Source organism: Pasteurella oralis, assembly GCF_042681465.1.
GTDB lineage: Bacteria > Pseudomonadota > Gammaproteobacteria > Enterobacterales > Pasteurellaceae > Pasteurella > Pasteurella oralis.
The window spans coordinates 187,313-202,819 of record NZ_JBHUFP010000025.1 but is presented as its reverse complement, the minus strand read 5'-3'; the positions used below and the strand labels follow the sequence as shown (position 1 = coordinate 202,819).

The following is a 15,507-nucleotide window of genomic DNA, read 5'->3' as shown; positions in this document are numbered from 1 at the left end:
AGGTACGTAATGGATGCTATTCGCTTGGTGAATGTATCACATTCTTACCAAAAAACGACCGCACTTGATCGTGTGTCACTGGCACTACCGATAGGCTGCACTGTTGGATTAATCGGGCCTGATGGTGTCGGAAAATCAACATTATTATCACTTATTGCAGGTGTAAAAATCATTCAACAAGGCAGCGTTGAAGTCTTTGGTTTGAATCAAGCAAATAAGATTGAACGCGAATCTTTATTGAAACGGATTGCGTTTATGCCACAAGGTTTAGGCAAAAATCTCTATCCAACCCTTTCCGTTTATGAAAATATCGAATTTCATGCTCGTCTTTTTGGCTTAAATGCTCAACAACGCCAAATACGTATTACTCGTTTATTGCGTGCCACAGGATTAGCTCCTTTTGCCCAGCGTGCCGCGGGTAAACTCTCTGGAGGCATGAAACAAAAACTCAGTTTATGTTGTGCGTTAGTTCATGATCCTGATTTATTAATTTTAGATGAACCAACCACAGGTGTTGATCCTCTATCACGTCGCCAATTTTGGACATTAGTCAATGAATTACGCAATGAAAATCAAGGTATGACAGTCGTTGTTGCGACAGCTTACATTGAAGAATCAGAACAATTTGAATATTTAATTGCGATGGATGCAGGGCAGATTCTCATTCATGCGCCTACACAACAAGTACTAAAAGTAACACAAGCTAATAATCTTGAACAAGCTTATATCAAATTGTTACCAGAATCTAAACAAACACACTGGGATTCAAGCCAAATTCCACCTTTTTTGCCAGATCCAACTCAGCCGTTTGCCATTGAAGCAGAAGGATTAACCAAAGTTTTTGGCGATTTTACTGCAGTTGATAATGTCAGCTTCCAAATCCCGCAAGGTGAAATCTTTGGTTTCTTAGGCTCAAATGGATGCGGCAAAAGCACAACTATGAAAATGTTGACTGGATTATTAGATGTTACAGCGGGAAGCGCCACATTATTAGGTAGTCCTATTGATGCAGATAACATGCAAACACGTAAACAAGTGGGCTATATGTCACAAGCATTCTCACTTTATGAAGAGTTAACGCTGCGCCAAAATCTTATCTTACATGCAAAACTGTATGAACTCGAAGGCAAAAGAGGTCACGAAGCAGTCAATCAAGCACTAACTCAGTTTCAACTTGACGATATTGCCGATAGCTTACCCAGCCAATTATCACTTGGTATCCGCCAACGCCTACAACTTGCCGCAGCCTGTTTACACCATCCTAAAGTGTTAATTTTAGATGAACCAACGTCTGGTGTTGACCCAGCTGCACGTGATATGTTTTGGCAATATCTAGCGCAGCTTTCACGCGAAGAAAAAATGACTATTTTTGTCTCAACTCATTTCATGAATGAAGCGCAACGTTGTGATCGTATATCTTTAATGCATCGAGGAAAAGTATTAGCGGTAGGTACGCCAGAACAATTACGCCAGCAACGTAATGCTGACACTTTAGAGCAAGCTTTTATCGACTTTTTAGCTGAACAATCTGATCAATCAATCTCACAAACAATAACACCAGATCAACCTATAGCAAACGAAGTGACATCCTTGCAAGAGAATAGTACTCCTCATCCCATTTTATATTGGTTCAGTTGCATTTGGACCTTTGCACTACGTGAAGGAAAAGAAATCCTCCGTGATCGTATCCGTTTAATCTTTGCAATTTTAGGTCCAATTATTCTTTTATTTACTGGCAGCTGGGGAATTTCTTTTGACACCAATGAATTAAGCTTTAGCGTACTCGATCAAGATCAAAGTTATGAAAGTCGCCAGCTCATTGAGCAATTTAGTAGCTCTGCCTATTTTAAAGCACTTGAACCCATCAAAGAGCGGTCGAATTTGGGCGAATTTTTAAAGACAGGCAAAGCAAGATTAATCATTGAAATTCCGCCCCACTTTGGACGAGATTTATTACAGCAGCGTAAGCCAGAAGTTGCTTTTTATGTCGATGGTTCGATGCCTTTTACTGGCGAAAATATGGTTGCTTATATACAACAAATTCTGTTCCAATACCAAAAACAGCTTTATCAACAAAATAGCATTACGTTGCCACAAGTGGCTAGCTTAGAAGTGCGATTTATGTATAACCAAACTTTCCGTAGCGTAAATGCAATTTCTCCCGGCTTAATCATGGTCACTTTAATGTTAATCCCATCTATGATGACAGCCCTTGCCGTAGTACGTGAAAAAGAAATTGGTTCAATTACTAATCTCTATGGCTCACCAGCCAGCGTCTTACAATATGTACTCGGTAAACAGCTACCCTATGTTTTTTTAGCTATGCTAAATTATTTAATGCTCGTTGCGCTAGTAATTTGGGTCATTGAGGTGCCAATGACAGGCTCTTTTGGGGCAATGAGCTTAGGTGCGCTGTGCCTCGTATTAGCCGCAACAGCATTCGGTTTACTCATTTCTGCCTTTGTTAAATCTCAAGTTGCAGCGATTTTTGCTACCGCCATTATCACTATCATTCCAACGATTAATTTTTCGGGCTTACTTTACCCACGTTCAACAATTACAGGCATTGGTTATTGGATGGGATTAGGCTTTCCAACAAGTTGGTATCATTTAATTAGTTTAGGAGCCTTTACTAAAGGATTAGGTTTTAGCCACTTTTTAGATTTATACGCCGTGCTACTCCTCTTTTTTGCTATTTATTTAGCACTAACTTGTATCCTTTTGAAAAAACAGGAGAAATGACATGCAACAATGGATAAAAAATGTTTATTTCTTATGTGGTAAAGAAATTCGCAGCTTCTTTAGTGATTTTACATTACTCATACTGGTAATTATTATGTTTACCATCACCATTTACTCTATCGCAAAAGGAATTACGACAGAAGTCAAAAATGCCTCAGTTGCTATTTTAAATGAAGATCGAAGCGCACTTTCTTTCCGTTTTCAAGATGCGATGTTACCGCCACAATTCAACAAAGTCGTCGAAATCAAGCCTGAACAAATTGATGATGCAATGGACAGCGGTGAATATATTTTTGTGTTGACTATTCCAGCGAATTTCACAGCAGACTTACTTGCGAATAAACAACCAGAATTACAATTATTAGTGGATGCCACCGCCATGTCACAAGCGGCTGTAGGAGCAAGCTATTTACAACAAATCATTAGTCAACAAATCACCGAATATCTAACTAAAACACCAATAGACACCAGGCTGATTACCCCCAAAATAAATGTCCTGTTTAACAGTAATTTAAAAACAGAATGGTATATGCCCGTCACCCAAATCACGGGGAATTCAACATTACTGACGTTAATTCTCGTCGGTGCTGCCGTGATTCGTGAACGAGAACATGGCACGATTGAACATTTATTAGTGATGCCAGTCAGTGCCAGTGAAATTGTGATTTCAAAGATTTTGGCTAATGGTTTAATCATTCTTATTGCGGCATTCCTGTCTTTATATTTTGTCGTACACAAATTTATCGATGTACCTATTAATGGCTCTATTAGTCTATTTATTGCAACGGAAGCAATTTTTCTCTCCTCAATGGCAGGACTGGGGATTTATCTCGCCACACATGCGCCAACTATGCCACAATTTAGTTTACTTTGCTTGCCTGTTTATATCGTACTTTATTTGCTTTCTGGCAGTTTATCTCCACTAGAAAATATGCCTCTAATTGTGCAACACATTATGCAGTTTTCGCCACTCACTCAATTTATCGCCATAGGACAAGATGTGTTGTTTCGAGGCGCTGGTATGGCTGTAATTTGGCCACGCGTATTGATCATTACATTGATGGGAGCACTATTTATTAGTATTGCTATTTTACGTTTTAGAAGTATGCTCGCTCGCCAAAGCTAAGGAAAAAGATTATGCAAAAAACGTTGATTACGCTTGTTTTGAGCGCATTTTTAACAAGTTGTCAAAATACACAAATTGATTTGCCATCGCAAATCACATTACCTACCGAATATACTCAAGCGAATATCAATTCTGGTCAACAAGCCATACAACAATGGTGGGAAAGTTGGCAAGATCCACTGCTTGTTGATTTGATTCAACGAGGATTAGTGCACAACTATGATATTGCTATTGCTAAAAGTCAATTAGCAGAAGCGCAAGCTATTGCTCAACTAGCACATGCTAGACTGTTTCCAACACTTGCCGCAACGGGCAATCTAGGAAAAGCGCATATAGATATTGAACAATTTGATATGAGTCCACAAAATCGCGTTGGAGGTATAAGTGCGGCTTGGGAACCTGATATTTTTGGGCAAAAACAAAGCGATGAGGATGCAGCACAAGCTGCAGTAGCCGCATCACAACAGCAGGTTTACGGTAGCCAAATGTTGATTGCTAGCGAGATTGCAAGTTATTACTTAAAAGCTTTACACACCATAAAACAACAAGCGCTTTTACAACGTACCTTAACGACTCTACAAGATTTACAACGTTATGTTACTGGGCGTTTTAACGCGGGACAAACTACAGCTTATGAGCTTAATGAAGTAAAAAGTCAATTACAATCAATCACAGCTAAAAGCGCAATATTGCAAGCCCAATTCGATACATATCAGCGCGCTATTGCCATCTTAGTTGGTTCAGTTCCTCAAACGTTCAAGTTAAATCTAACACAAATGAAAAAAGCAGATGTACTGATCCACCTTCCTGCGCCACCTCAAGGAATTCATCCGAGTGATTTATTGACTCAACGCCCTGATATTCAAGCACAAGCAGCAAATGTTAATGCCCATGCTGCAAAATTAGCCAGTGCTAAAGCGGATTTATTACCTCGATTCGATATTCAATTTTTATGGCAAACAGGACGAATTAAATTAGATAGTGATTTACCTACTTTAAATGCATGGCAAAATTTTATCAGTGCAGGAATTCAGCTCCCTATTTTTACTGCCGGACGTATTCAAGCCAATATTAAAGTTGCTGATGCACGCTTACAACAAGCCTTACTTCAATATGATCAAACATTACTGAAAGCACTCGCGGAAGTCGACAGTAGCTATCAACTACAATTTGCACTTACTCATCAGCATGACTTATTAACGCAAACTTTAGCGACTAAACAACGACAAAGTATCGATAGCCAGAAACTGTTTCAATACGGTGAACAGACATTTGATCGCACTTTACAAACAAAACTCGATCAATTCATGCTTGAAGAAAAACTATTAGACAACCAATTAGCCAAAGCCAATAACTTAATTTCATTATATAAAGCCATTGGTTTAGGTTGGCTGCCACAACAATAAATCGCTTGAGTCGATAGCGTAAATTTCTAGCATGGTCCAAAGTACAATGTAGAAAAATTGTCATAATGTCATATTCGCGTTTATAACTAAAATCAGACTCAAGTATGACTTAAAATCCAAAACACATTGTATATTGTATCCCTTGATCCAGATAGGATTTGAGTACTATATCAGTGCAACATCATCTTAAAACTTCACCAAAACTGACCGCACTTTACCACTCACAGAGACAAAAAAGCCTAGCGGATTATGCTAGGCTCTTAAATAAACATGAATTACTGTTCTTCAGCTTGTTTAAAGAATTGTTCATTCACTTCAATTTTGGCTTTAGCACGTAGAGCTTGTAGTAATTTATTTTGTAATTCAATTTGACGAGCTTGTGCAATTTGTTGTGTAAAGATTTCGCTTTCAGCTGCAGTTAAAGCACCATGTTCAATCGCACTTAATTCCACCAATACAACATTACCATTACCCGCTTTTGCTGCGGTATAGCTTGGCTTATCATCATTGAGCTGCATTGAGAAAATCACATTATTTAATGCAGGATCGCGATTATCTGCAAATATCCATTTTTCTTCATCGGCAAAATGAATACCTGCAGGTAATGCGGCTTTAGAATCAGTACGTAATACTTCAGCGGCTTTAGATGCTTCAGCCAGCACAATTTCTTCTGCTTTTTGACGCGTTAAATACGCAGTAATATCGGCTTTAGCCTCTTCTAATGTTCTAGTCCCTTCTGCTTTATGTTCTAATACACGAACTACTACCGCATGCTGCTCACCAACATTCATCGGTTCAGAATTCACACCACCTTGTGAAATATCAGAGTGGAATACTGCAGCCACCACATTTGGATAATTTAACTCAGCAGGCACATCATTTGCAGAGAAATAATCCGTTTGTTGAATTTGTAAACCTGCCACTTCTGCTGCTTTTTCTAAACCTTCTGGATGCTCAAATGCTTTTTCAGCAATTTGTTTTTCAATCGAATAATATTGATTATTTACTAAATTTTGACGAATTTGATCCGCAATTTGCGTTTTTACTACTTCTAATGGTAAAGCTGAAGCTTCTTTACGTTCTGTGACTAAGATAATGTGATAGTGATTATCGACTCTCACTGGTTGACTATATTGACCCACAGCCAACACATCTGCCGCGTCTTCAAAAGCTTTTGGGAATGTTCCGGCACTAGCCCAACTTAAATCACCACCATTTTGTGCTGAAATTTTATCTAAAGAGCGCGCACCGGCTAAACCAGCAAAATTTGCACCATCTTGTAATTCTTTATAAATTGCTTGTGCTTCTTCTTCCGTGGCGACTTGGATATGAGATAAACGCTGTTGGCCTTGTGAAACATAAAGTGCTTTATTGTCTTGATAATATTGTGCAATTTCTACATCAGAAACTTGGATATTTTTCTCGACATCTGCTCTGGTCAAGGTGATGTATTGTACTTTCGCTAATTCTGGCACTAAAAATGCACTTTTATTTGCTTCATAATAGGCTTTAATTTCTTCTTCAGATACACTTTGTTTTGCCATCACATCTTCTACTGAAAATGGTGCTAAACGGACTTTACGCGCTTGAAAAAATAATTCTGTCAACTGTGCTTGTTGAGCAGGCACAATAAACTCACTTTCTGCCAATCCTGTTTGTAATTGTTCTAGGCGTAATGCCTCACGCACAATATTGGCATAAGCATCCGCAGTGAACCCATTTAATTGCAACATTCTCTGGTATAGATTGTTATCAAATTTACCCTCTGTTTGGAAAATTTGACTGGTGACAATTTGTTGTTTGATACGTTCGTCACTAATACCAATTTTTAAATCATCTGCATACTGACGCAATAATTCTTGGTTGATTAAATTATTTAATACACTTTGTCTTAAACCAGCAATAAATTCTGGTGAACCTGATAATGCGGCAAATTGAGCACCAAGTTGTTGTCTCAAACGTTCTGACTCCGACTCATAGCGTTGATAAAAAGTTTGCTGTGAAATTTCCTCGCCATTTACTTTTACTGCAGATGTATCCACACGAGTAAACACATAGCCTGTCACACCACTTAGCACGAAAGCGACAGCAATGATACCCAACAGTAACTTTGATACCCAACTGCTTGTCATACTGTGAAGTTTTTCAATTAACATTGTCGTTATCCTATAAATATTATTTTAATCAACAGAAAATGCCTACGATTATAATAGAAAGTCCCTCTATTCGCACGGGCAAAATAAAATTAAGCCAAATCATAACAACTTGGCTTAATTTACAAAAGTATCAATTAATTGACCGCACTTTTACGTGAAGTTGAACGGCTTTTACGTACTGCTTTTGCCGCACTCACTGGTGAAAGCTTCACAAACTCAACTCCTGTTGGTGCGTTTTCTAATGCAATAGTTAACACTTCATCAATCGTTTCCACTGCGTGAATAGTTAAATTATTTTTTGCATTATCTGGAATATCCTCAAGATCTTTTACATTCTCTTTCGGAATAATCACAGTTTTAATGCCGCCACGATGTGCAGCTAATAATTTTTCTTTTAGTCCACCAATTGGTAATACTTTTCCACGCAATGTAATTTCACCAGTCATTGCGACATCTGCTTTCACTGGGTTACCTGTTAAGCAAGACACTAACGCTGTACACATTGCAATACCAGCACTTGGACCATCTTTTGGCGTAGCGCCTTCTGGTACGTGAATATGAATATCACGTTTTTCATGGAAATCAGAAGCAATACCTAATTTTTCTGCTCTTGCTCGTACGACTGTCATTGCTGCTTGGATTGATTCTTTCATGACATCGCCTAATGAACCCGTGTAAGTTAACTTACCTTTACCAAGCACGGATGCCGTTTCAATAGTGAGTAAATCCCCACCAACTTCTGTCCAAGCTAACCCTGTTACTTCTCCCACACGATTTTGTGTATCCGCACGACCAAATTCAAAACGCTTCACGCCTAAAAATTCAGCTAAATTGAGAGTATTCACTTTGATTGATTTCAACTTCTTATCTAATAATAAGTTCTTCACTGCTTTACGGCAGATCTTTGAAATCTCACGTTCAAGACTACGCACACCAGCTTCACGTGTGTAATAGCGGATAATATCGAGAATTGCACTCTCTTCAATCTCAAGCTCACCTGCTTTTAAGCCGTTACGCTCCATTTGCTTCGCCAATAAATGACGTGTCGCGATATTCAATTTTTCATCTTCGGTATAGCCAGAAAGACGAATAACTTCCATACGATCTAACAATGGCGCAGGAATGCGCATTGAATTTGAAGTTGCCACAAACATCACATCGGATAAATCATAATCTACTTCTAAATAGTGATCGTTAAATGTAGTATTTTGCTCTGGATCAAGTACTTCTAATAAGGCAGAAGCAGGATCACCACGCATATCTGAACTCATTTTATCGATTTCATCAAGCAAGAATAATGGGTTTTTTACCCCTACTTTTGCCATTTTTTGAATCAATTTACCCGGCAAAGCACCAATATACGTTTTACGGTGACCTCGAATTTCCGCCTCATCACGCACACCACCTAATGCCATGCGTACATATTTACGTCCCGTTGCTTGTGCAATAGATTGCCCCAATGAGGTTTTACCCACGCCTGGTGGTCCGACTAAACATAAAATAGGACCCTTGATTTGATTTAAACGCGTTTGTACTGCGAGATATTCTAAAATGCGCTCTTTGACACGCTCTAAGCCATAATGATCGGCATCTAATACTTGCTGTGCTTTAGCAAGATCCTTTTTCACTTTTGTACGTTTGTTCCAAGGAACTTGTATCATCCAATCAATGTAACTACGTACTACTGTAGCTTCAGCAGACATTGGTGACATCATTTTTAATTTCTGTAGTTCTGCCTCTGTTTTTTCTTTTGCTTCCGCAGGCATTTTCGCTTCTTCAATTTTTTGACGAAGCTGTTCAATTTCATCAACACTATCCGTTTCACCAAGCTCTTTTTGAATCGCTTTAATTTGCTCATTCAAATAGTAGTCACGCTGTGTTTTTTCCATTTGCTCTTTTACGCGACCACGAATACGTTTTTCAACCTGTAATAAATCTGTTTCTGATTCCATTAAACCAAGCAAATACTCAAAACGTGCAACGACATTTGGAATTTCTAACACTTTTTGCTTATGTTTCACTGCTACTGGCATATGTGCTGCCAAAGTGTCACTTAAACGATCAAATTCATCAATACGTTCTAACGCTGAATGCACATCTGGTTGCACCTTTTTATTTAACTTCGCATATTTTTCAAATTCAGCTAACGTGGCTTTCTTAACTACAGCAAGTTCTTTATCATCACCAAATTCTGTTTCAATTGGCTTAATTTCTGCACAGAAAAACTCGCCATTATCTTCCAAATGGTTAATTTTGGCACGCTGCTGCCCTTCGACTAATACTTTGACTGTACCATCAGGCAATTTCAATAACTGAATAATATTTGCTACAGTACCAACATCATAAACATCATCTATGGTCGGTTCTTCTAAATCGGCTTGCTTTTGTGAAACTAATAATAATTGCTTACCAGTTTCCATTGCTTCATCAAGACTACGAATTGATTTTGCTCTACCGACAAATAATGGCATCACCATATAAGGAAAGACGACGACATCACGCAATGGTAACACTGGAATGGTTTGTTTCTGTTTTTTGACGCTCATTCCGAACTCTCTTAGTTAAATTAGGACATTTTGTCTAATATGAGGATAATTTTTAATAAATCAAGTGAATAAACAAAAAGTGCGGTGAAATTAACCGCACTTTTATTTGATTGAATGATTAATTTTTATATTCTAGCTTTGGCGGCTGTTTTTCAGTAATTGTACTTTCTTCCACAATCACCTTATTCAGATTTTCCAAAGAAGGCAAGTCATACATAGTGTCTAACAAGATTGCTTCAACAATAGAGCGTAATCCCCTTGCCCCAGTTTTACGTTCTAAGGCTTTCTTCGCCATCGCGGTTAGAGCCTGTGGTGTAAATTCTAATTCCACGTTTTCTAAACCAAATAACGCTTGATATTGCTTAATTAATGCATTCTTCGGCTCAGTTAAAATTTTCACTAACGCGTCTTCATCTAATTCAGCAAGTGGCGCGACTACAGGTAAACGGCCGATGAATTCAGGAATTAAACCAAATTTCATTAAATCATCTGGCTCTACCTGCTCAAATAATTGACTTAACGTGGCTTTATCTTGCTTACCTTTAACCTCAGCGCTAAAGCCAATGCCAGAACCCACATGTACCCGTTTTTCAATGACTTTATCTAAGCCCGCAAATGCACCACCGCAGATAAATAAAATTTTTGACGTATCCACTCGTAACATTTCTTGCTGCGGGTGTTTACGACCACCTTGTGGCGGAATTGATGCAACCGTACCTTCAATTAATTTTAATAAAGCTTGTTGTACACCTTCACCTGACACATCACGTGTAATAGAGGGATTCTCAGATTTACGCGTGATCTTATCAATCTCATCAATATAAATAATACCTTGCTCTGCACGCTCTACATCATAATCACAGCTTTGTACTAATTTCTGTAATACATTCTCAACATCTTCACCAACATAACCTGCTTCAGTTAATGTTGTTGCATCAGCCATGGCAAAAGGAACATTTAACATACGAGCCATTGTTTCGGCTAATAAGGTTTTACCGCTTCCTGTTGGTCCAATTAACAAAATGTTACTTTTACCAAGTTCCACATCGGTAATTTTTTTATCAGAACGTAAACGCTTATAGTGATTATATACCGCTACAGCTAACACCTTCTTTGCGTAATCTTGCCCAATCACATAACCATCTAAATGTGCCCGAATTTCATGTGGTGTTGGTAACTTTTGTTGTTCTACACTTTCTGAGCTTGTTTCTTCTGTTTCATCTGATAACAGCATATGATGGCACAACTCAATACATTCATTACAAATATAACCCGAAGTACCTGCAATTAATTTACTGACCTCTTTTTGCTCTTTACCACAAAAAGAACAATGTAATTCAGTGTCTTTTTCCATTTTGTATCCTAAATTCTTATCGTTTTTCTAACACTTCATCAACTAAACCATATAATTTCGCTTCTTCTGCTGACATGAAATTATCACGATCTGTATCGCGTTCAATACGTTCAATGCTTTGACCAGTATGAAATGCTAAACGCTCATTCAAAGTATGTTTGATTTTTAGAATTTCTTGTGCATGGATTTGAATGTCTGATGCTTGACCACGGAAGCCACCGAGGGGCTGGTGAATCATGACTCGAGCATTAGGTAGCGCAATACGCTTACCTGCTGTACCACCCGCTAACAAAAATGCACCCATTGAACAGGCTTGCCCAACACAAAGTGTTCGAATATCAGGTTTAACAAATTGCATAGTATCGTAAATTGCCATCCCTGCGGTGACAGAACCACCCGGCGAATTAATATAAATATTGATATCTTTCTCTGGATCTTCTGATTCTAAAAATAACAACTGAGCGACAATTAAATTAGCCATACGGTCTTCTACTTCGCCACTTAAGAAAATGACTCGTTCTTTCAATAAACGCGAATAAATATCGTAAGAACGTTCACCTCTTGAGGTTTGCTCTACAACCATAGGAATTACACTCATATTTACCTCTTTCAATCCAATTTAATAAAATTTAATGCATTCAGTTATTCTACCTGAAAATTCAAATTTTTCTAACTCGAATATTTCTTATCGCGATAAAAAAGTGCGGTCAAAATTATTAAAATTCTGACCGCACTTAATCACGCAAAAATTAATTGTTTAAAACACTAATAAATTATGCTTGTGTATTCATCACTTCATCAAAAGAAGCAGCTTTTTCAGTCACTTGTGCTTGTGCAAGTACTGCATCAACAGCTTGTTCCTCTAATACAACGTTACGAATATTATTCATTAACTCTTTATTTTTGCTGTAATATTCAATAACTTCAGCTGGCTGTTCATAAGCAGAAGCTATTTCTTCGATCATTGCTTTTGCACGAGCTTCATCCACTTTTAATTCGTTAGATGCAATGACTTCTGCTAATAATAAACCAACTTGCACGCGGCGTTTCGCTTGTTCTTCAAATAACTCACGCGGTAATTGTGCGGCTTGTTCATTGTTACCACCAAAACGTTGTGCAGCTTGACCACGTAATACTTCGATTTCTTGTTCTACTGCAGCAGCAGGTACTTCAATGACATTTTGCTCGAGTAAACCATCAATAACTTGACCTTTTACTTTAGCTGTTAATGCATTTTTTAATTCACGCTGCATATTTTTGCGAATTTCATTACGTAAATCATCGATAGTTTTCGTATTTGGACCAAATTTCGCTACGAACTCATTTGTTAACTCAGGTAATACCATCACTTCAACTTTTTTCAAATTAATTGCAAATTTAGCTGCTTTACCTTTTAAGTTTTCAGCATGGTATTCCTCTGGAAATGTCACATTGATATCAAATTGTTCACCTGCTTTATGACCAACGATACCTTCTTCAAAACCTGGGATCATGCGACCTTGACCCATGAATAAAGTAAAGTCTTCTGCTTTACCACCTTCAAATTCTTCACCATCAACAGAACCAACGAAATCGATCACAACGCGATCTTCTGCTTTAGCCGCATCAGTATTTTCTGCCCAAGTTGCTTGTTGTTTACGTAATACTTCGATCATTTTTTCGATATCTGTATCCGTAATTTCAACAACTGGTTTTTCTACTTTGATTTGTTCTAAACCTTTTAATTCAACTTCTGGATACACTTCAAAAGTAGCAGTGAAAACTAAATCTTTACCTGCTTCAAACTGCTCAACTGCAAAAGACGGGCGACCCACTAAATTAACTTTTTGTTCAATCATTACATTGAAAAAGTGGCTTTGTAATAATTCGCCCAATACATCATGACGGACAGATGGTCCAAAACGTTTTTCAATAATGTGTGGTGGTACTTTACCTTTACGGAAACCATCAACGCGCGCAGTTTTTGCAACACGTTTTAATTCTTCACGTACTGCGCTTTCAACAGTGTCAGATGGAACGGTGATTTGAACACGACGCTCAAGACCTTGAGTTGTTTCAATAGTAAATGACATTATATTACCTCAAAATGAATTTGCACTCGGCGAACGCACACACCGAACACGTTAGTAAAAATTAAAGTTAAAAATAACCGACGAATTATAACGAGATAAAACACATCAGTCGAGAAAATGCCGAACAAAAACGTATATTTGTACATTTTTTGAACTAAAATAAAAAGGAAAGCATTGAGGGCTTTCCTTTCTCATGTTTACTGACTGATTACAGCGCTTTTGGTAAGCGGATTTTTTGTCCTGGGAAAATTTTATCAGCATCTTTGATGACTTCTTTATTAGCCTCAACAATCGCGGTATATTTTGTGCCATTGCCATAAGTTTTTTCCGCAATTTTCCACAACGTGTCACCCTTTTGAATCACATAAAATTCATCTTCACCCGCTAAACGTTCACCATTTTTAATGGTCACATTATCGACTTTCACTTCCGTAATACCCGCAACATTACCAGCCATCAGTACAACTTTTTCCAATGCACTTGCTGATTCTGCTGTACCTTCAATAATTGCAACACCCTCTTCAACTTTCACTACAACATCTTCAATGCCTGGGTTGTCTTCTTTAATATGCTGAGCAACTGCATCAGCAGCATCTTCTTTTTTTGAAAATAGTTTACGACCAATCTCACCAACGAAATTAAATAATCCCATATTAAATTCCTCATTGTTATTAAATACTCGTCAACCACCTTAACTAAATAATTTGATGAAGTCCATTGTTAAGCAGAATATTTACACTATTTGAAAATTCTTTCTTAAATTTGACTGCACTTTAAGCAATTTGCGCTAGAATGTTAGTTTTAAATTCAATGAAAGGGTATTCACATGCGTTGGCGTGGTCGTAGAGAAAGTACAAATGTAGAAGATAGGCGTTCCGCTAGCGGTTATAGCAGTAATGGTGGCAAATCTGGTATTTTAGGCTTAATTATCCTCCTTATTGGTGCCTATTATGGTATTGATTTATCAGGCTTAGTAGGTACACCAGATCTTGGTTTACAGCAGTCTTCTGCTCTTAATCAACAAGAAGAACAAGAACTAAATAGCTTATCTCGCGTAGTACTGGCTGACACAGAAATTGTGTGGGATAACTATTTTGCTCGTCACAATCAACGCTATCAAGCACCTATTATGGTGTTATATAACGGTGTTACTCATACTGCTTGTGGCACAGGACAATCCGCGATGGGACCATTTTACTGCCCAAATGATAACAAAGTATATCTTGATTTATCCTTTTATAGTGACATGAAACATAAGCTTGGTGCCGGTGGTGAAGCAGCTTTCGCTTATGTCATTGCCCATGAAGTCGGACACCATATTCAAAATCAATTAGGTATCCTTCCACAAGTCAACCGTCTACGTCAACAAACAAACCAAAGCGAAGCGAACCGCTTATCAGTCAAATTAGAATTACAAGCAGACTGCTTTGCTGGAGTGTGGGGACACCAAGCAGCGAAAACAGGTTTATTTGAAAGTGGTGATATCGAAAAAGCCTTTAATGCTGCCGAGGCAGTTGGTGACGATCGTTTACAAAAACGCAGCCAAGGTTATGTTGTACCAGATAGCTTTACTCATGGCACTTCAGCACAACGTTTACAATGGTTTAAACGTGGTTTAAATACAGGTGATCCGAACCAATGTAATACATTCCAATAATGTCTACTCATTTTCATCGTTGTTAAAAGTGCGGTCAAAAAATATAACATTTTGACCGCACTTTTTGTTAATTTTTTGTAAAAATAAAAAACAAATATTTTGTATCTTATCCAAACAAAAGTTAGTACAAAACTGCATCCACAACCAAAATAACAGAATTAAAATTCACAAATTAAAAAACAATCAGAATTTAACACTAATAAAATTATAATAAATGCACTAAAAAGCAAATTAAATACCAAATTTTTATTTGACAGCCCGTTTTTTATCAGTAAGATGAGAAACATCCAGTTTCCAATAATGGTTTGATTTTATGTGCAATATTGTTTCTTTATCACTCAATCTTCTGCTCTCACCTCAGTTGTGCGGCTAAGTTGTGGATAAAAAACAGTAAACAAAAAATCCAATCAATTTGACCCGCACTAAATAGGCGGGTTTTTTTATCGAA

At 37.7% G+C, this 15,507-nt stretch carries 10 protein-coding genes; 4 read left to right on the top strand and 6 right to left on the bottom strand.

Annotation, left to right across the window (positions count from 1 at the left end; translation table 11 throughout):
* Nucleotides 1-9: 9 nt before the first annotated feature.
* The 3 genes from rbbA to ACFSAV_RS10345 are packed head-to-tail and all read left to right on the top strand — an operon-like array spanning nt 10 to nt 5,274.
* Entirely contained in the window at nt 10-2,742 is a 2,733-nt protein-coding gene (rbbA, locus tag ACFSAV_RS10355; RefSeq protein ID WP_379099331.1) for a ribosome-associated ATPase/putative transporter RbbA, read from the top strand.
* A gap of 1 nt (nt 2,743) precedes the next feature.
* On the top strand, nt 2,744-3,868 hold the full coding sequence (locus tag ACFSAV_RS10350) for an ABC transporter permease (protein ID WP_101775290.1): 1,125 nt from the start codon (nt 2,744-2,746) through the stop codon (nt 3,866-3,868).
* Nucleotides 3,869-3,879: 11 nt separating this feature from the next.
* Nucleotides 3,880-5,274 (top strand): TolC family protein, encoded by a 1,395-nt coding sequence (locus tag ACFSAV_RS10345; RefSeq protein WP_379099327.1) that lies wholly within the window; start codon nt 3,880-3,882, stop codon nt 5,272-5,274.
* 275 nt (nt 5,275-5,549) lie between these two features.
* Here ACFSAV_RS10345 and ppiD read toward each other — a convergent pair whose 3' ends face one another.
* The 6 genes from ppiD to lysM all read right to left on the bottom strand — a co-directional run bounded on the left by ppiD (nt 5,550) and on the right by lysM (nt 14,054).
* Entirely contained in the window at nt 5,550-7,430 is a 1,881-nt protein-coding gene (ppiD, locus tag ACFSAV_RS10340) for a peptidylprolyl isomerase (RefSeq protein ID WP_379099324.1), read from the bottom strand.
* A gap of 134 nt (nt 7,431-7,564) precedes the next feature.
* Nucleotides 7,565-9,976, bottom strand: coding sequence for an endopeptidase La (gene lon / locus ACFSAV_RS10335; RefSeq protein WP_379099321.1), 2,412 nt, complete (start codon nt 9,974-9,976; stop codon nt 7,565-7,567).
* Nucleotides 9,977-10,094: 118 nt separating this feature from the next.
* A complete protein-coding gene (gene clpX, locus ACFSAV_RS10330; RefSeq protein ID WP_379099318.1) occupies nt 10,095-11,330 on the bottom strand; it encodes an ATP-dependent protease ATP-binding subunit ClpX in 1,236 nt (411 codons plus the stop codon).
* Nucleotides 11,331-11,346: 16 nt separating this feature from the next.
* A complete protein-coding gene (clpP, locus tag ACFSAV_RS10325; RefSeq protein ID WP_101775285.1) occupies nt 11,347-11,928 on the bottom strand; it encodes an ATP-dependent Clp endopeptidase proteolytic subunit ClpP in 582 nt (193 codons plus the stop codon).
* A 175-nt stretch (nt 11,929-12,103) separates the two neighbouring features.
* The gene (tig, locus tag ACFSAV_RS10320; protein WP_379099314.1) at nt 12,104-13,402 is read right to left on the bottom strand and encodes a trigger factor; all 1,299 of its coding nucleotides are present in this window, start codon (nt 13,400-13,402) and stop codon (nt 12,104-12,106) included.
* Between the two features lie 208 nt (nt 13,403-13,610).
* Nucleotides 13,611-14,054 (bottom strand): peptidoglycan-binding protein LysM, encoded by a 444-nt coding sequence (lysM, locus tag ACFSAV_RS10315; RefSeq protein ID WP_379099311.1) that lies wholly within the window; start codon nt 14,052-14,054, stop codon nt 13,611-13,613.
* 174 nt (nt 14,055-14,228) lie between these two features.
* On the opposite strand from lysM, the gene ypfJ reads away from it, so the two are divergent.
* Entirely contained in the window at nt 14,229-15,059 is an 831-nt protein-coding gene (gene ypfJ / locus ACFSAV_RS10310; RefSeq protein WP_379099308.1) for a KPN_02809 family neutral zinc metallopeptidase, read from the top strand.
* The last annotated feature ends 448 nt before the right edge of the window (nt 15,060-15,507 follow it).